General features: G+C 49.3%; 15 protein-coding genes and 2 pseudogenes. 4 read left to right on the top strand and 13 right to left on the bottom strand.

What is annotated here, in order from left to right; all coding sequences use genetic code 11:
* Positions 1–136: 136 nt before the first annotated feature.
* From H740_RS04850 to H740_RS04840, 3 genes are read right to left on the bottom strand one after another with little or no spacing between them, the layout of a single operon-like run.
* Entirely contained in the window at positions 137–1210 is a 1074-nt protein-coding gene (locus tag H740_RS04850; RefSeq protein WP_002951965.1) for a glycosyltransferase family 9 protein, read from the bottom strand.
* Complete coding sequence (locus H740_RS04845) at positions 1197–2249, bottom strand: glycosyltransferase family 4 protein (protein WP_002951962.1); 1053 nt, start codon at positions 2247–2249, stop codon at positions 1197–1199. Before H740_RS04845 ends, H740_RS04850 begins: the two co-directional genes overlap by 14 nt.
* Positions 2246–3178 carry a glycosyltransferase family 9 protein gene (locus tag H740_RS04840; RefSeq protein WP_002951959.1) on the bottom strand — a complete coding sequence of 311 codons (933 nt, stop codon included), beginning with the start codon at positions 3176–3178 and terminating at the stop codon, positions 2246–2248. Before H740_RS04840 ends, H740_RS04845 begins: the two co-directional genes overlap by 4 nt.
* A 133-nt stretch (positions 3179–3311) precedes the next feature.
* Here H740_RS04840 and H740_RS04835 point away from each other — a divergent pair, with 133 nt between their 5' ends.
* Complete coding sequence (locus H740_RS04835) at positions 3312–4343, top strand: glycosyltransferase family 4 protein (RefSeq protein WP_002951957.1); 1032 nt, start codon at positions 3312–3314, stop codon at positions 4341–4343.
* The gene (locus H740_RS04830; protein ID WP_231679320.1) at positions 4327–5499 is read left to right on the top strand and encodes a glycosyltransferase family 9 protein; all 1173 of its coding nucleotides are present in this window, start codon (positions 4327–4329) and stop codon (positions 5497–5499) included. The genes H740_RS04835 and H740_RS04830 overlap by 17 nt, the downstream gene beginning before the upstream one ends.
* A gap of 309 nt (positions 5500–5808) precedes the next feature.
* On the opposite strand, the gene H740_RS04825 is transcribed toward H740_RS04830, so the two are convergent.
* The 6 genes and pseudogenes from H740_RS04825 to gmhB form a co-directional block, all read right to left on the bottom strand.
* A complete protein-coding gene (locus tag H740_RS04825; RefSeq protein WP_002951954.1) occupies positions 5809–6117 on the bottom strand; it encodes a YolD-like family protein in 309 nt (102 codons plus the stop codon).
* Positions 6110–7372, bottom strand: a complete 1263-nt coding sequence (locus H740_RS04820) for a Y-family DNA polymerase (protein ID WP_002951953.1) — start codon at positions 7370–7372, stop codon at positions 6110–6112. Before H740_RS04820 ends, H740_RS04825 begins: the two co-directional genes overlap by 8 nt.
* Positions 7373–7466: 94 nt before the next feature.
* Positions 7467–8033 carry a D-sedoheptulose 7-phosphate isomerase gene (gene gmhA, locus H740_RS04815; RefSeq protein WP_002951952.1) on the bottom strand — a complete coding sequence of 189 codons (567 nt, stop codon included), beginning with the start codon at positions 8031–8033 and terminating at the stop codon, positions 7467–7469.
* A complete protein-coding gene (rfaE1, locus tag H740_RS04810; protein WP_002951951.1) occupies positions 8023–9426 on the bottom strand; it encodes a D-glycero-beta-D-manno-heptose-7-phosphate kinase in 1404 nt (467 codons plus the stop codon). The genes gmhA and rfaE1 overlap by 11 nt, the downstream gene beginning before the upstream one ends.
* Positions 9419–10405 (bottom strand): annotated as a pseudogene (rfaD, locus tag H740_RS04805) (ADP-glyceromanno-heptose 6-epimerase). The gene rfaE1 and the pseudogene rfaD overlap by 8 nt, the downstream one beginning before the upstream one ends.
* The gene (gmhB, locus tag H740_RS04800) at positions 10402–10926 is read right to left on the bottom strand and encodes a D-glycero-beta-D-manno-heptose 1,7-bisphosphate 7-phosphatase (RefSeq protein ID WP_002951946.1); all 525 of its coding nucleotides are present in this window, start codon (positions 10924–10926) and stop codon (positions 10402–10404) included. The pseudogene rfaD and the gene gmhB overlap by 4 nt, the downstream one beginning before the upstream one ends.
* Before the next feature lie 140 nt (positions 10927–11066).
* Here gmhB and H740_RS04795 point away from each other — a divergent pair, with 140 nt between their 5' ends.
* Together H740_RS04795 and H740_RS04790 are read left to right on the top strand one after the other, a co-directional pair.
* Complete coding sequence (locus tag H740_RS04795) at positions 11067–11372, top strand: c-type cytochrome (protein ID WP_002951945.1); 306 nt, start codon at positions 11067–11069, stop codon at positions 11370–11372.
* 142 nt (positions 11373–11514) lie between these two features.
* Complete coding sequence (locus tag H740_RS04790) at positions 11515–11817, top strand: c-type cytochrome (protein ID WP_002951944.1); 303 nt, start codon at positions 11515–11517, stop codon at positions 11815–11817.
* A gap of 327 nt (positions 11818–12144) precedes the next feature.
* Here H740_RS04790 and H740_RS04785 read toward each other — a convergent pair whose 3' ends face one another.
* From H740_RS04785 to H740_RS04770, 4 genes and pseudogenes are all read right to left on the bottom strand, one after another.
* A complete protein-coding gene (locus H740_RS04785; RefSeq protein WP_002951940.1) occupies positions 12145–12693 on the bottom strand; it encodes an NAD(P)H-dependent oxidoreductase in 549 nt (182 codons plus the stop codon).
* Between the two features lie 614 nt (positions 12694–13307).
* The gene (gene ccoS, locus H740_RS04780) at positions 13308–13520 is read right to left on the bottom strand and encodes a cbb3-type cytochrome oxidase assembly protein CcoS (protein ID WP_002949952.1); all 213 of its coding nucleotides are present in this window, start codon (positions 13518–13520) and stop codon (positions 13308–13310) included.
* Positions 13517–15918 (bottom strand): annotated as a pseudogene (locus tag H740_RS04775) (heavy metal translocating P-type ATPase). The gene ccoS and the pseudogene H740_RS04775 overlap by 4 nt, the downstream one beginning before the upstream one ends.
* A 258-nt stretch (positions 15919–16176) precedes the next feature.
* Positions 16177–16962 (bottom strand): cation diffusion facilitator family transporter (locus H740_RS04770; RefSeq protein WP_002951937.1); only part of this gene is annotated, 786 nt, incomplete at its 5' end.

Here is a 16962-nt window from a genome sequence, read left to right as displayed (position 1 = left end):
CCGCCCGCCTCGTAATCAGTCTCAAAAAACGCGCAAAGATCGTATTTTTGCTGCGCGGCAAGCCCCCGCAAAAGATACAAAAAACTCTTCGTCCCGCCTCCGTATTCGCGCCCCGTATCGACGAACAAAATCTTTTTCATATCATTTCCTTTAGCATCTCCCAGACCTCATCCGCGCCTATTTGCAGCATGCACTCCTGAAATTTGCAGTTTTTACCGACGCAAGGAGAACAGGTGCGCGGCTTTTTGATAAATTTATGGATATTTTCGTCAAAATCAGGGTTTGAGTTTACGGGCGACGCGACGGCAAAAAGCCCGATCGTAGGCGTTTTTAGCGCGGCTGCGACGTGCAGCGGGCCGGTGTCTGGCGTCACTAGCACGTCAAGCCTAGCTATCAGCGCGGCAGCCTCCCGTAGGCTAAATTTACCCGCCGCATCTATCACGTGCGCGCTTCTTAACTCCTCGTCTAACTGCGCGGTCATCGCTCGCTCGGCGGGGCTGCCCGTTAGCACGATGACGGCGTCCGTGTGCGCCAAAATAAGCTCCGCCAGCTCCCGCCAACGCTGCCAAAACCACTGCCTAGAAACCGTGCTTGCCCCCATCTGAAAGCCGATAAATTTGCGTTTGCCGTCTTTTTTTAGCATTTCATCGACGCGGGCGAAATCCTCATCGCGCAGATACAAATTTAGCCTCGTGTCGCGACTCTCGATGCCTACGAATTTAAGCTGCTCAAGGCGGTTTAGTACGACGTATCGCTCATCTCCGTAAGGCTCCGGCTCGTTTGAGTGAAAGGGGCTAAATTTACTGCCGGCATTTGGCAGCTTAAAGACGCATTTTGCGCCGCTTAAAACGGCTAACGGCGTAGCCTCGGGCTCGTTTGAGTGCAGGATAAAAACGATGTCAGGTTTTATTTTTTTTAAAGCAAACAAAGCGCATAAAAAACCGCCTTTTTTGCCGTCGTAAAGCAAAATTTCATCGATATTGGGATCGGTTTTAAAAAGCGACGCGGTAGATGGATTTAGCAGCGCGACGGTGCGTACGTGCGGGAAATTTTGCCGAAAAACGCGAAAAACGGGCGTGTTAAAAATCGTATCGCCAAGCGCGGTGTTGCTAAAAAAACAGACCGTTTGTATGGGCTGCGTAACCAGCTGCGTTTTGAACACGCTTTTAAAACGCAAAATGAGCCTAGCCGTGCTCTCAAAGAGCTTCATACATAGCTTCCGTCTGCGCGACCATCGTCTCTATCGAGAAGTTTTGCGCGATAAATTCCCTCGCGTTCGCGCTAAATTTCGCCCGAAGCGCCGCGTCTTCTATCAGCGTTTTTAAGGCCGCTTTGAGCGATTCTTTATCGCCGTTTTTAAACAAGAGCCCCGTTTCGCCGCTACTTATCGCCTCGCCGATGCCGCCCGCATCGCTACCGATGCAAGGCACTCCGCAGGACTGCGCTTCAAGCAGCGCCGTGCCCAGCGCCTCCATCTTTGAGGGCAGCACGAAAACGTCAAAACTACCCAAAAACTCGCTCACGTCGGTGCGGGAACCTAGCATGTGGATGTTTGGCGTCTTTATTTTTTTTAAATTTTCTTCCTGCGGACCGTCGCCGACCACGACTAGCGCGGTGTTTGGCAGATTTAGCTCGCTAAAAGCTTCAAATAACAGCTGATGATTTTTTGCCGCGCGCAAAACAGCCACGATACCGACTACGACGCAGTCCGCGCTCAAATTTAGCTCCGCTTTTATATTTTTTTTAAAATTTGGATTAAACCGCGCCGTATCCACGCCGGTATAGATAACGTCTATCAAATTTTCCCGCACACCCTGCGAGATGAGCTGAGCTTTTACGGCGTTTGAGACGGCTACGATTTTATCGTTTACATTGTAGCTAAATGCCGATCTGATCGGCGTTTGCAGGTGTCTAGTGCGCACGACCTTTGCGCCCGTTAGCTTTGCGACGATCGCGCCGATGTTGCCGTCCTTGCCCGAGTGCGTTGCGATGATCGAGATACCTTTTTCGCGCACGAAACGGCAAATTTTAAAAATTTCAAAAATATTATAGACCTTGCTTAGGTTAAATTTTGCAAACTCGCAATCAATGGGCTTTTCAAAGCTTTTTGAGCCTGGATTTAGCGCGTAAAATACCTTAAATTTATCCTTATTTAGCCCGTTTATGACGCGCTGCGTGCGGTGCTCCTGACCGCCGAAGCCTAGCGAGCTTTCAAGCTCTAGGATGTTGATTTCGTCCGTTTTTTTCATATATTTTTGACCGCCTCGTAGATTTCCTCGTCCGCGACGTCTTGCGCCCTTTTGCTAGCGCCTTGTAGCAAGGCGCACTTCGCGCCGCCGTAAATGGGAGCCCAGCGTGCGGCGTCCGTTTTGCCAAGCACCAGCACCGTTTTTACGCCAAGCGCCGGAGCTAGGTGCGCTACGCCGCCGTCAAGCGTGAGGACAAATTTAGCCGCCCAGACGTAGCCTGCAAGTTCATCTAGGCTCGCAGTCGAGGCAAACTCCGCGCCCGCTTCTTGCGCTACTTTTTCGCCAAATTTTAAGTCCTCCGCACTAACGGCGACGCGTCCGAAATTTTGTTTTAAAAACGCCAAAATCCGTAAAATTTTAGCCTCGTCCATGCGGTTTTGCTCCACCCTCGAGGAGACGTGAAAAAATACGAAATCCTTAAATTTCTCGCTTTTAAAGCTCGGTACGTAAAGCGTCTTTTCTCCGTCAAATTTTGCTCCCAGTAGTGCGGCTAGCTCACAACAAAGCAACACCTCGTGAGGCGGTGGATTAAAGTTTAGTTTATGCGTTATTAATGAACCGCCCTCGTTTTGCTTTGCTGCGCCTATCGTTGTTTTAGCTGCGGCGGCTCTGGCAAATATCGCGGCAGAGGGCGAATAAGCACTCCTAAAAATCACGGTCACATCGTATCTTTCGCGGCGAATTTGAAGCAAAATTTTATATTTTCCCCAAAACGCCCGTACTTTTGCTGCCAGCCCTTTTACGTGCTTTGGTTTAGTGTAGATATATATTTTATTTAAAAAGGGATTGCCGCGAACAACGCATGCGTTTAGGCTATTTACTACGATGTCGATCTGCGCGCGCAGATGAGCCTTTCGCAGCGCCTCTATCGCTGGCGTCGTGCAGATGAGATCGCCGATGTTATCGTTTCTAACGAGCAAAATTTTCACGATTTTCCTTTTTTTGCGCGATTATACCTATTTTACGCTTATACTTATTTACGCTCGCATCCCTCGCACGCCCGGCATAACCTAAAATTCATCAAAAAACTTATAAAATACCGCTAAATTTTAAAAGGCGAACATGAAAAAAATAGTATTTTTAAGGCTCGATCTAGACGCTATCGGCGGGGCGCAGAGGTATCTCTCAAGGCTCGTTAAGGCTCTAAAAGACTCGGGCGTTGCGTGCGAAACGCGCGGATTTAACGGCAGCAAAAAGCTAAGCTCGTGGATCAAAGCTCTACTTTTTAACTCGCAAGCTAAGCGGCAAAAGGGCGCAGACGAGATTTATTTTAGCCTTGAGCGCGTCACCTGCGCCGACATCTACCGAGCGGGCGACGGCGTGCATAAAGTCTATATGAAAACCAAGCCGTTTTGGTTTGTAAATCCCCTAAATTTCGTCATTCCCTACCTTGAAAAGCGCACCTTTAAAAATGCCAAAAAAATCATCGCCAACTCAAATTTCATAAAGCGTCAAATTTGCGATACCTACGCCGTCGCCGAGGAAAAGATCGCAGTCGTCTATAACGGCGTAAATTTGCCTACGCGCGTGCAAAAAGGCGCGGCAAAGCTAGCTCTTTGCGAGGAATTTGGGCTTGATTTTAACCTTCCGACGCTGCTGTTTGTGGGAAGCGGCTTTAAACGCAAGGGCGTGAGCGAGTTTTTACGCATCGCGGCTCGGCTCAAAACCCGCGTAAACTGCCTAATCGTGGGCCGCGACAAAAACGCCGCCCGCTACAAAAATCTAGCCAAAGAGCTAGGCCTAAACGCCGTTTTTACGGGCGCGCAAAAAAGCGCGGCGAGATTTTACGAAGGCAGCGAGCTGTTTTTATTTCCGACGGCGTACGAGCCGTTTTCAAACGTCGTTTTAGAGGCGCTTAGCTACGGATGCGTCGCTATCACGACCGCTCAAAACGGCGCGGCGGAGATACTACCGGGGGAGTTTGTGATGAGCTCGCCGCAAGACTACGGCATCTGCGCTCTGATCGACGAGATCCTAAACGACGACGAGCGACTGGCAATACTCCAAGAGCGGAATTTAGCGCTTGCTAGCGAGTTTAGCATCGAAAAAAACGCGAGTGCGACGCTGGAGATCATACGTGCGAATCTTGATTGAGCTGCCGACCTGGCTGGGCGACGCCGTGATGGCAAGCGCCGCGGTGGAGGCTATCGTAAAGCACGCGGCGGTTGGCGCGGGAAATTTGACGGGTAAATTTGAGGACCTGGGCGAGCGAGACTTTAGCTTTTCGTCGCAAGATTTTGGCTGCGTAACGCAAGAAATTCAAATTTTTAAAAACGGTGCGATAAATTTGAACGATAAATTTGACGCGGACGGCAGCACAAATTTGACGGCGAGCGAGCGAGAAAATCAAAATCTAGAAAATTTGGCAGCCCAGCCCGTCAAAATCGTATTTTTCGGCTCGTTTGCGGCGTGCGAGCTTTTTAAAGCTCATCCAAACTGCGAACGCGTCATTGTTGATAGCAGCAAAAAGGCTAAATTTAGGCTCTGGCGGCTGTTTTGGCAGGCTAGAAATCTGGGCAAATTTGACGCGGCGTTTAGCTTTAGAAGCTCGTTTGCGAGTAAAATTTTGCTTTTCGGAGCGCGGGCGGGGCGAAAACTTATTTTCCAAAAGAGCAATGACGGCGCGCATCAGGTGCAAAAATACCTAAAATTCATCAAATCGGCGTTAAATTTAAAACGGGCGGACGACGAGCTAAAGCTTTACTTTGAGCCGCGCAAATTTGACGTACCCGTGCTCGGGCTAAATCCGGGCGCTAGCTACGGAAGCGCCAAACGCTGGTATCCGGCCTACTTTGCTCAGGTGGCGCTGCACTTTAAAGATAAATTTAAGATTATGATTTTTGGCGGCGCGGGCGAGCGGGATATGTGTGAGCAGATCGAGAAAATTTTACGCGAAAACGGCGCGGAGTGCCTAAATCTAGCGAGCAAAACGAGCGTGCGCGAGCTTTGCGAAAATATCGGTGGCATAGGGCAAAGCGGCGGGATATTCGTCACGAACGACAGCGGCCCGATGCATATCGCCGCGGCCTACAAGACGCCCACGATCGCGCTTTTTGGACCGACGAGATTTACGCAAACCTGTCCGTGGCGCAATGAAAACGCCCGTATCCTGCGGCTAAATCTAGAATGCATGCCGTGCATGAAGCGCGTCTGCCCGCTAAAAACCCACGCCTGCATGAAAGATCTCTCGCCGCAAGCCGTCATAGAAACGATCGAGCGAGAATTTCTCACCGAAGCGGCAAAGAACTAGAAATTTTAGTGCACGAATTTTCTCAAACGGCTGCAAATCAGCAAAAAGCCCGTCGCGCATAATGGCTTTTACAAACAGCACGCGATCAAATTTAACGCACGCAAAGCTAGCATTGAGATAGCGCAAGGCCGCTTAATCAAGGCAAATTTTACTAAACCTATTTTTGTGCGACTAAAATTTCGCTGCATTTTAGCCGTCAAGAAAAGTGCAGGCAAAGTAAAATTTAAACGCCTTTAAAGCTAGCAAATTTAAGCGTTTTGTATGTCGTAGGTATCACTAGCGCGCTGCAAAACGATAAAAAACGCCGCCTCACAAAACAACCTCAACCGCGTAAATATCGTCAAATTTGACCCTCGTTTTTACCACCGTTAGGCTTTTATCCATTAAATTTACGTTTGAGACCAGTCCCTCTATGCTCACGTAGCCCTGTCCGTCGTGGTATGTGATTTTTACCTTGTCGGCGGGCTTTAGTTTGCTTATTTTGTTTAGGATTTCTTCTATCTTGGACTCGTCCAGATCCAGCTTTTCGCTCTTTTCTCGCTCCTGCGCTTTTAGGGCTTTTTCTAGGGTCGAGAGGGGATTAAACGAACTAAAGATTTTGGCTCTATCTTTATTCACCGCTTTTGTGCCCTCCTATCTTCTTGTTTCTATCTTGTCCGGTGGCCTCCGGTAGTAGGTCGATGGCCCTTAGGATGGAGTTTTTGCCGTATTTTTCTTTTATCTTATTTAGTGTTTTTAGCACTATTTTTTCTTTTGCGTTTTCTTCTTCAAAGAGACTTCTCTCGGTTTTGCTTTCTTTTACGACGTCGTTTGCCGATATGCCGATTTGCCTGATGAGGCCTGCATTTTTTATCTTTTTTAGATATAGCTCCTGCGCTGCGTCCATGAGCACGCTAGCGATATTGCTAGGCGCTTTAAACCTCACCGTGGCTCTTTGCGCGGGCTCGTTTTTGCCCGCGAATTTGATATTTATCGTGAGCCCGCTAGCTCGCACCTCCTCGTTTATCATCTTTAGAGCTAGCCTATCGGTCATCTCTTTTAGCACGATTAGAGCCTCTAGTCTCTCGTAGTCTCTAGGCAAAATTTCAGAGCTAAAGTATGATTTAGTTGAGGGTTTATAGGCTTTGATATCGGCTATGGTGGTGGGCTCGATACCGTTTGCGTGATCTAGCGCGATGTAGGCGTCGACGCCAAACACCTTTTCTAGCAGGCTAAATGGGGCGTTTGCCATATCCTTCATGCAAAATATCCCGTATCGCTCAAGCTTTGCTCTAGTTTGCTTGCCTATGCGCCAAAAATCATTTAGCGGCTGGTGCGTCCAGAGCTTTTCTTTATAGAGCGTTTCATCTAAAAAAGCGATATTATTCTCGCTGTGTTTGGCTAGGATGTCAAGGGCTATTTTAGCTAGATACAGATTCGTCCCCATGCCGCAGGTTGGCGTTACGCCCGTTGTTTTTAGGATGTCGTCCATTATCATCTTTGCCATGGCTCTGGCTTCTAGTTTGTAAAATTTTAGATACGAGGTAAGATCGATAAACGCCTCGTCGATGGAGTAGACATAGATGTCCTCTTTGGCTACGTATTTTAGGTAGATGCCGTAAATTTTAGCCGCGTAGTCGATGTAAAACTGCATCCTGGGCACAGCGATGATGTATTTTATATTTTTAGGTATTTCAAACAGCCTGCATCTGTTTTTTACGCCAAGCGCCTTTAGGGCGGGACTAACGGCTAGACACACGCTGCCCTCGCCTCTAGTGGCGTCGGCGACGACTAAATTTGCCTCAAAGGGATCAAGTCCTCGCTCCACGCACTCGACCGAGGCGTAGAAGGATTTTAGATCGATGACGGCGTAGGCTGGAGGTTGAGTTTTCATGGGTGATTAAATTTGCTTGCGCGCTAGGCGGAGTTAGAGAGCGGCTGGGCGGGCCAAATTTGACTCCGCCGTCGCAAATGTTTTTAAATTTAGCCTAAAACGCATCGTCGATAGCTTGGCAGATGATATGCCCTATCATTATGTGCATCTCTTGAATGTGCGGAGTATCGTTTGACGGCACGACCAAATTTAGCTCGCAAAGCTCGTTCATCGCGCCTCCCGTGCGGCCGCTTAGACCGATCGTTTTGATACCGATTTTTCGCGCTAGCTCGAGCGCTTTTATGACGTTGCCGCTGTTTCCGCTAGTAGAGATCGCGATGAGTAGATCGCCCTCGCGGCCTAGAGCTTCTAGCTGTCGCGAGAAAACAAACTCATATCCGTAGTCGTTGCCGATCGCCGTGAGCGCGGAGGTATCGGTCGTTAGAGCTATGCCCGCTAGCGCGCCGCGCTCGGTTTTATAGCGGCCCGTTAGCTCGGCTGCGATGTGCTGCGCGTCTGCAGCACTTCCGCCGTTTCCGCAAAGCAAAATTTTACCGCCCGCCTTTAGCGTCGCTACCGCCGTTTCGCAGGCTTTTTTGATGTCCGCTTCCAGCGCAAAGGTTGCCTTTATAGTGGCTAGATGTCCCTCTAGCTCGCTTTTTATCATCTCTTCAATTTTCATTTTTTATCCTTTTTATCGTCGCGCTCGTGCTTTTGCCGGCTACGAACTCCACTAGCCGCACGTCTTTTACGACGCTGCTGCCGACGACTTCTTTACCTTCATAGTCCGCACCCTTTACGAGCACGTCGGGGCGTAGTTTTTCGATCAAATTTAGAGGCGTGAGCTCGTCAAATATCGTCACGTAATCAACCGCCCCCAGAGCCGCCAGCACGGTAGCGCGATCAGCTTGCGTGTTTACAGGGCGAGTGTCACCCTTTAGCGCGCGTACCGAGGCGTCAGAGTTTAGCCCGACGACCAGTATATCGCCAAATTCCCGCGCTTTAGCCAGATAGCTCACGTGCCCAGCATGCAGGATATCAAAGCAGCCGTTTGTAAAAACCAGCCGCTTTTCGCCGCGGTTTGCCAGCGTCGCGGCCAGTTCGTCCGCGCTTTTTATTTTTTCCTCAAAGCCGGCAGCGTTTTTACGGCGCACGAGCTCGTTTATCTCCTCAAAGCTTGCCGTTGCCGAGCCAACCTTAGCCACGACGACCGCAGCGGCTAAATTTGCCGTTTCGATCGCCTTTTTGATACCTTCGCCCGCACCCAGCATCACGCCAAGCGTCGCTAGCACCGTATCTCCCGCGCCCGTGACGTCAAAGACCTCTTTTGCTAAAGCCGGAAATTTAACCGCCTGCCCGTCCTCCAAAAGCGCGATACCCTCCTCTGAAATCGTGATTAGCGAATGGGTCAAATTTAACTCGTTTTTTAGTAAATTTAGCGCGGTAAAAAGCTGCTCGTCGTTTTCTATCTTAAATCCCACGGCCTCGCCCGCTTCTTTTTTATTAGGCGTTAGTAGCGTAGCACCCTTATACTTCGAGTAGTCCGCGCCTTTTGGATCGATTAGCACAGGCTTGCCGACATCCGCGCAGGCTTTTATCAGCTTTTGACACATCGACGGCGTTAGCACGCCCTTGCCGTAGTCAGATAGCAGCGCGACGTCGTAGTTCTCTAGCGCACGGGCGAAATTTGCCGCCAGCTCATCCTCGCACGTTACGGCTTCGACGCTTTCTTTATCGATGCGCACGACTTGCTGGTGCGTCGCCATCACGCGGCTTTTTATCGAGCTAGTGCGCCCTTTTTCTCTTTTTATAAACTCAGCCCTAGCGCCCTGCTCGCACAAAATCCGCTCTATCTCATCGCCCGTCTCGTCGTCTCCGAGCACGCTCATGACGCCAACTTTCGCGCCTAAAGAGAGCAAATTTAACACTACGTTGCCCGCTCCGCCTAGGCGTTTAGTTTCGTTTTTTATCTTTACCACCTGCACGGGAGCTTCAGGCGAGATGCGCTCGCAGCTGCCCCAGATGTAGTGATCGAGCATCAGATCGCCCGCGACTAAAGCACGTACTTCACGCATTTATCTCTTCCTCGTATATCCTTTTTATCTCAGCCGCGTAGTCTTTTATGCCCTCTTCTAGGCTAAATTTAGGCTCATATCCCAGCGCCTTTTTAGTCGGCTCGATATCGGCTTGAGTATGGAACTGATAGGAGCGCGCGTATGGATTTGGTATGTATTCGCAAGGCAAATTTGACTCCAGCTCGCGCTGTAAGATATCCACGATCTCTTGGAAGCTTCTTGCCGTGCCCGTCGCCGCGTTATACACGCCGCTTGGTGCGTTTAGAGCGAGCAGGTTTGCCTGCACAATGTCTTTTATATAGACGAAGTCGCGTTTGATTTTGTCGCTACCCTCAAAGAGGCGCGGATTTTTCCCGCTCAAAATTTGCAGACCAAACTGCAGCACCATCGAGGCGGTTTTGTTTTTTTAAAACTCCCTAGCACCATAGACGTTAAAGTACCTCAGCCCCACGACCGCTACGCCTTTTTTAGCGTATTTTCGTCCCAGATCGTCCATTTTTAGCTTTGAAAAGCCGTAGACGTTATTTGGCGCTTCGCATTCGCCCACTCTTTGCGGGCTTTTTGCATTGCCGTACGTGGCTCCGGAGCTTGCATATATCATCCTGGCATTCGTTTTTTCGCAGATATCTAGCAGATTTTTAAAGCTATTTAGATTAGTCCTCATTAGCTCGCCTTGCTCGGTTACCGTAGTATCCGAGATCGCCGCCTCGTGAAATATCGCGTCGGGAGCGAATTTCTCGATCATGGCTAGCGTTTTAGCGCAGTTTATGTCGCCCTCGTAAATTTCGCCCGAAAAGCCGAGCAAATTTTTAAAATGCCCGAAGCTTTTTAGATTGCCGTTGCTAAATTTCTCGTCGCTTCTAAATTTATCCACGGCGAGCACTTCTACGTCTTTTAAATTTTCGTCAAAATAATGCGCCAATTTGGGGCCGATGAAGCCCGCCGCACCCGTGATTACGACCCTTTTTATATCTTTCATATTTTTCCTTCTTTTTTTAAAAACTCTAGCGCCTCAGCCACGCTTTTTAGCCGGTCGTCCAGCTTTAAATTTATCCCGACGCCAGCACTCGCCCCCGCCTGTACGTCGCTATCCTTGTCGCCTATCATGATTGAGCGCGCAAGGTCGATATTTAGCTCGTTTGCGGCCCTTAGTAGCATGCCCGGCTCCGGTTTACGGCAATCGCAAAGAACCTCCGGCGCGTGCGGACAAAAGTAAATTTTCTCTATCTTTACGCCCTCTTTTTCAAACTCGCCCAGCATAAATTTGCAAAGCTCGTCAAACTGCTCTAGCGTGTAGTAGCCTCGCCCGATGCCTGATTGATTCGTCACCACGACTAGCGCGTAGCCTGCCTTGGCAAACTCCCTCAAAGCAGCAAAAATACCCTCTTTAAAAACGAAATCCTCGCGTCTATAAACATAGCCCGCATCCTCGTTTATCACGCCGTCGCGATCAAGAAATAGCGCCTTTTGCGGCTGCGTTTTAAGCTTTGTTTTATCCATGGCGAAAATTATACAAAAAAAATCTAAATTTAACCGAAAATCGCCGTCCGCGCCGCAGTATAAACTAATATAAAAAAATAATGTAAAATTTAGCTTTTAAGACTATAATACGCATGCAATTTTATCAAAAAGGATTGAAAATGAAAAAGCTTATCATTGTTTCAGGTGCAGCCGCATTGCTAGCGGGTAGCCTATTTGCTGCTGACGGCGCAACACTTTACAAAAAATGCGCAGCCTGTCACGGACCGAAAGCGGAAAAAGTGTATCTAAACAAAGTTCCTGCACTTAGCACGCTTTCAAAAGAAGAGATCGCCGAGAGCCTAAAAGGCTATAAAGCAGGCACTCTAGATAAATTTAAAACCTCAGCTATGATGAAACCTATCGCAAAACCTCTTAGCGACGACGACATCGCAGCTCTATCAGAGTACATCCCTACTCTAAAATAACCCTTTTCGGCGGAGTTTTTCCGCCGATTTTTCTCTGCTTTTTATTTCGCGCTTCATTTTAGTAACTTTTTTATAAAATTTCTTTTCTTTTAAGCTTTTAGGGCTATAATCTCGTCTAAATTTCTATCAAAAAGGATGAAAGATGAAAATCTATCACATTGCAACCGCCGTTTTGGCGCTAAATTTATCTCTGCTTGCGGCTGACGGCGCAGCTATTTACAAAAAATGCTCAGCCTGTCACGGCGAAAAAGCTGACGCAAAATACGCAAACAAAGTGCCTGCGCTAACTAGCATCAGCAAAGAGGACCGCATAAAAGCGCTACAAAGCTACAAAGACGGCTCAAACAATAACTTTGGCATGGGCAAAGTCATGCAACTGCACGCCAAAAACCTAAGCGACGAGGATATGGCGGCGGTTAGCGAGTATATAGAAGGCTTAAAATAAGTTTGCGTTTAATATCGCAGGCTAAGCGAGAACCGCAATGCGGCCTAAACTTTGTGCAAGGTATTAACAGATTTGGCTTTTAAATTTGCATATTAGCGGCGGCGAAGCAAAATTTAGCGTCTCCAAATAAGTCAAATTTGCCTCGGAGACGATGTAAAATCAATACGACGATTTGTGATTCTAAATTTAAGGTACGGCTTGGATATGCCTAGTTTTTGCTTTACGAGCGGATATAAATTTAACTCCGGTATGCCGCGCTTTTACCGGCCATAAAGCCGCCCGTACCGCCGCTATCGTAACTTTGGCTCATAGCCGCAAGGGGCGAAACTAAATTTGATACTCGTTAGAGCTCAGCTCTCCTCGTAAAAGTTTGCCAAAGCGCGCAGCTGCGGCATCTACGGCATCGTCGCCAAACTCGCCGGGCTCAAATCCGCTGCTGATAAACGGCACGGCAAAGTCCATCCCGCAGTAGTTTGCCGTGATCTTAAGCGGCGTTAAAATTTCATCCAAGCTAAAGCCGATCGCGCCCTGCTTAGAGTATTCGCCAAGCGGGGTGCTGACGCTTAGCGCGAGTTGCAAGACCTTGCCTTTAAGCGCGCCAGAGCCCACCAGCTCGTGCGAAAAGACGATGTCGATATAGGCCTTTAGCATAGGCGGTACGTTTAGCCAGTACATCGGGTACAAAAATACGATGCGCTCGGCACCCGCTAGCGCGTCTTGCTCTGCGCGGGCGTCTATGCGCGCGATATCTAGACCATAAAGCCCCTCCAAATGGCGCACTTCAACGTCCGCGGCGGCGTTTGCTACCTGCGATAAGGCTTTATTTACGCGCGATGCGGCGAGATTTGGGTGCGATAAGATAACTAGCGTTTTCATGTTGTTTCCTTTGTTAGATTTTGCGGAATCATATCGTTAAAAAGCTAAAAATAGATTAAAGATGCTTGCAAGAGCGAAGCTTTTGCAAGTAAGAAAACAAAATTTTAAAGTACCAAGCCATGCCCGCTCGGTGATTACAGCGATTAAATTTAACGGCTCCAAGCCGCCCAAACTCCAAGCAGGCGGCATACCCGGTTGGTGCGTCAAGCGAAGACCTTGATGTGACTACGAGGCATCGCTAGACTGAGTAAATTTGGCCGATAAGAGACTAAATTTACTGGCGACCAGCTTGCTAGCAAAGGACGGCTGATTTTTACTCTGCCGGCTTACGCCTTGCGCACTTTTGCTATTTTACACGCTAAATTTACCGTCCAAGACGCCAAAATCATTCGTTCAATTTTTGCCCGTCATTATGCCGTAGTTAGTCGAAATTTAACGACGAATTTGACCGCAACGGATTAAATTTACGGTCAAAATTCGGCTCCAAAACCCTCGCCCTCAAATTTAAAACGCAAATGCCGCCCACGCTCAAAATCAAATTTCGCGGCAAATTTTACAACCCAAAATAACCAAATTTTAGCCGCAAAGACGAGTCAAAAGTGCGTAAATTCGCATCACTCTGGCGGCTTATAGCCCTTTTCTTTACGGCGTAGCTCGAGTTCATAGGCATCATTTAGCGCATCTTCGTCGTCAAATTTCGTCCCGTCCAAAAATTTGCGTTCGTCGTCAAACTGCCTAGTTTTGAGTCCCCACAGCAGCGCCGCCAGCCCGCAAGCGCCCAGTAGCGTAGAAACCCCGATCATCATCGCCACGACCGCCCCGCTCATCGCTCGCTCCTAACCCGCAGCGCGTTTATCACGACCGCGACCGAGCTTAGCGACATCGATAGCGCAGCCACTGCAGGCGCGACGTAGCCAGCCATCGCCAGCGGTATCGTCACGGCGTTATAAACGAGCGAAAAGGCCAAATTTTGCCGCACGATACGGTAGGTCCTGCGCGCGAGCGCTACGGCAGCCGCGAGCGAGGCGGGGTCGTCCCTCATAAGCACGACGTCGCTTTTTGCAATACTCACGGCCGCTCCGCTACCCATGCACACGGCCACGCTTGAGAGCGCGAGCGCGGCGGCGTCGTTGATCCCGTCACCTATCATTAGCACGTTTCGGCCCTGATTCGACAACTGCTCCACGTATGCGGCCTTGTCCGTCGGCAGAGCGTTTGCGACCGTTCCCTCGATACCTAGCTCTTCTGCTGCGCGCTTTGCGGCGTATTCGTTATCGCCCGTTAGCATCGCTACGCGCATACCAGCGTTTTTTAGCGCAACTACGCACTCTTTGGCGCCCTCTTTTAGGCTCTCCTCTAGCTCAAATACCGCCGTTATCTCGCCGTCCGCGGCAAAAAAATAGCAAGTCCCGCGCACGGCTTCGCCGCTATAGAGCCCTAGCTCTCGCATAAATTTTTCGCTCCCGCCCGCTAGCTTTATGCCGCCAAATTTAGCCTGCGTGCCACGTGCTGCAATATTTTCAAAGCCGCTTAACTCTAAAATCTTTAAATCACTAAAATTTGCGCGCAGGTACTCGCCCACGGCGCGGCTAACGGGATGAGTAGAGCCGCTAACTAGCGAAAAAAGCGCGCTTGCGTCAAATTTGCCCGCGTGCGTAAATTTACTCACCTTAAGCCGCCCGGATGTGAGCGTGCCGGTCTTGTCAAACACGGCTGTATCGCACTTAGCTAGGCTTTCGATGATTCGCACCTCTTTAAAAAGTATCCCGCGCCTAAAGCCCGCCCCAAGCGCAACGAGCGTACTAACGGGCGTAGCAAGTCCCAGCGCGCAGGGACACGAGATCACCACGACTGATATCGCAACGATGAGTGCAGTAGAGAGCTCGCCCGTGCGCCAGAACCAAAACGCAAACGTCGCTAGCGCCAGAGCCGTGATAGCGACAGAAAACCTCGCCGCGATAGCGTCTGCGAGTGCCTGAATTTTAGGCTTTTTGGCCGCGGCGGTTTCGAGCAAATTTATGATACGGGCCAGCACCGACTCGCTAAATACGGCGCCAACCTCATAAACCAGCGTGCCGTCTACGCACACAGAGCCGTTTTTTATCTCGTTTTCGCCATCTTTTGCGCTAAAATACGCGGGCGCGCTCTCGCCGCTAAGACTAGAGAGATCAAACTCGCCGAGCCGCTGATGACGATGCCGTCTAGCAGCACGCGCTCGCCAGCTCTCACAACCACGAGCTCGCCCACCCTCACCTCCTGCGCGCTTTTTAGCATTATCTCGTCACCGTTTTTGACGCTAACAGAGTTTAAATTTAACGAGTTTAGGTTATCGAGCGTGTCGGCGGCCTTTTTCTTACTCAAGATTTCCAGATATTTGCCGATAAATACGAAAGTGATTATCGTCGCGACCGAGTCGAAATATACCTCGCCGCGCCGAGAAAACATCGCGTATATCGAGAAAATATAAGCCGCGAGCGTACCCGTGACGATGAGGCTATCCATGTTTTGCGTTTTGTTTTTTAGCGCGCCCCAAGCACCCCTAAAAAATCCGCTTCCCGTGTAAAAAAGTACCGGCGTGGCGAGAATAAATTCGGCAAAATTTATGATAGAGCGCACGTCCTGGCGCATGCCCGTGAAGTAGCCGCCGTACTGCGCGACGGCCAGCCACATGATGTTCATCGTGCAAAAAATGCCCACCAGCAGCCTCGCGTAAAACTCGCGCTTTTGTAGAGCTAGCCTATACTCCTGAGCCTGCGCGTCGTATGGGTAGGGCTCGTAGCCGATGGAGCGGATGAGGGCGAAAATTTGAGCCAAATTTACCTCGTTTTCGTCCCAGACGATGAGGGCTTTGTTATTAACCGAGTTTATATTAACCTCTAAAATCCCCTTCTGCGCAAATAAAACCTTCTCGTTTAGCCAGATACAAGCCGAGCAGTGGATACCCTCGATGATGAGCGAGATTTTGTTAAATCCGTTCTCGTTTTTGACGTAGTTTTGATAAATAGCCGCGAGGTCCTCTTGCGACTTTTGCGCCGTATTTTTCGCGCCCCGAGCGGGATTTAGCGTAGTTTTGCCAAGCCTTTCGTAAAACTCGCCAAGCCCGCTTGAGTTAAGTATCTCGTAAACTCCCGCGCACCCCTCGCAGCAAAACAGCTCCCCGCCGCGCTCTATCAGCGCCCAGCGCTCAAATTCGTCCCTGCAATGCGCGCACTTAAATTTGCCCATCAATTACTTTTTTCTTTCGTTTTAAGATTTTAGATTATACGCAAAATTTCTAAAGCCTCGCTTGATTTTGCGAGCTTTGGCGCGGATTTCGCTTGCGTCCGAATTTGACGACGAATTTGACAGATTTTGCTCGTATCAAAATACCCCCATAAATTTGACCGAATTTGGCCGAGACCCGCACCTTGAAAATGCTAGTAAATTACGCAAATCACCCTTAAATTTTAACCTCAAATTTGACGCAACAAAACTAGCAACTTCTCACGCAAACTCCCTATCTATCACGATGAAAATTTTATATCCGGGAAAGCTTAGCGCGACTTTGCGCTCGATCTGGGCGCGCAGCCGGCTTAGATTTTTCTCGGCAAAATCGACCACTACGTCAAACCTCACGCTCTTTTTCTTGCTATCGATAAAAAACGCGTGAAATCCGCGTACGCTGCTAAACTCCGAGAGCAAATTTGCCACGCAGGCGCGGCTCTCATCCTGCCCCAAATTTACGCTATAAACGCCAAAAACCAGATATATCCTGTAAATTTTATAAATCTCGATCTGAAGTTCGTTTAGCCTCTGCGAAACCTCGCTAAGAGGCAAATGCTCGTCTATCTCAACGTTTACCGAACCGACGTATCGCTGCGCGCCGTAGTTGTGAAGTATCAGGTCGTATGCGCCGCGCACGATTTCGCAGCGATTTACGGCGGCGTAAATTTCGTCACTGATCTCTTTTTCGACGCGCTGGCCGATGATTTTATCAAAGGTTTCTTTTATCAAAAGTACGCCGTTTACGATAATAAAAAACGACGCCAAAGCGCCAGCGTAGCCGTCTATCTGGATGTCAGCGAAGTACGAAAGCCCAGCCGAAACCAAGATCACGCACGAGATGATCGCATCGCCCAGAGCCTCCTGCCCGACGGCTCTAAGCGAGATAGATTTGGTCTGTTTGCCGATTTTTTTATAGTAAAATCCGAGCGCAAATTTGACGAATATCGCGCAGAATAAAAACGCCAAAAACGGCATCGTAAAGCTGGTGGGCTCGGGCGCAAAGAT

The sequence above is a fragment of the Campylobacter showae CC57C genome (assembly GCF_000344295.2).
GTDB classification, from domain to species: domain Bacteria; phylum Campylobacterota; class Campylobacteria; order Campylobacterales; family Campylobacteraceae; genus Campylobacter_A; species Campylobacter_A showae_B.
This window is presented reverse-complemented; position numbering and strand designations above follow the sequence as displayed.